1 protein-coding gene is annotated in these 394 nt (G+C 60.9%); it reads left to right on the forward strand.

The genetic code is table 11. From position 1 onward, the window contains the following. The coding region (locus tag ACWTU8_RS33295; RefSeq protein ID WP_455851438.1) for an ABC transporter substrate-binding protein at positions 1-394 on the forward strand (394 nt) is incomplete at both ends.

Consider the following 394-nt stretch of genomic DNA (forward strand, 5'->3'; position numbering starts at 1 on the left):
CGGTCGGTGAGGCGCCGGACGTCATGACTTATCATGCCAGCCGTATCCCCTTGGCGGTGAGCCAGGACCTTCTCGAAGAAATCACCGCCGACGACATGAGCAAGATGGGCCTTTCGGCCTCGGACTTCGCCCAGACGACGATGGGCGCCGTGACGGTCGACGGCAAGCAATATGCGGTGCCGCTCGATACCCATCCAATCGTCCTGTACTACAATCGCGTCCTCCTGAAGAAGGCAGGCGTGCTCGGCGACGACGGCCGTCCCATGGGCATGAAAAACAAGGAGGAATTCACCGCGACACTGCAGAAGTTGAAGGATGCCGGCGTCGAGTTCCCGCTGGGCAGCGTCACCGCCGACGGCAACTTCATGTACCGCACGATCTATTCGCTGGTGTG

This window comes from Mesorhizobium sp. BHbdii (genome assembly GCF_053848045.1).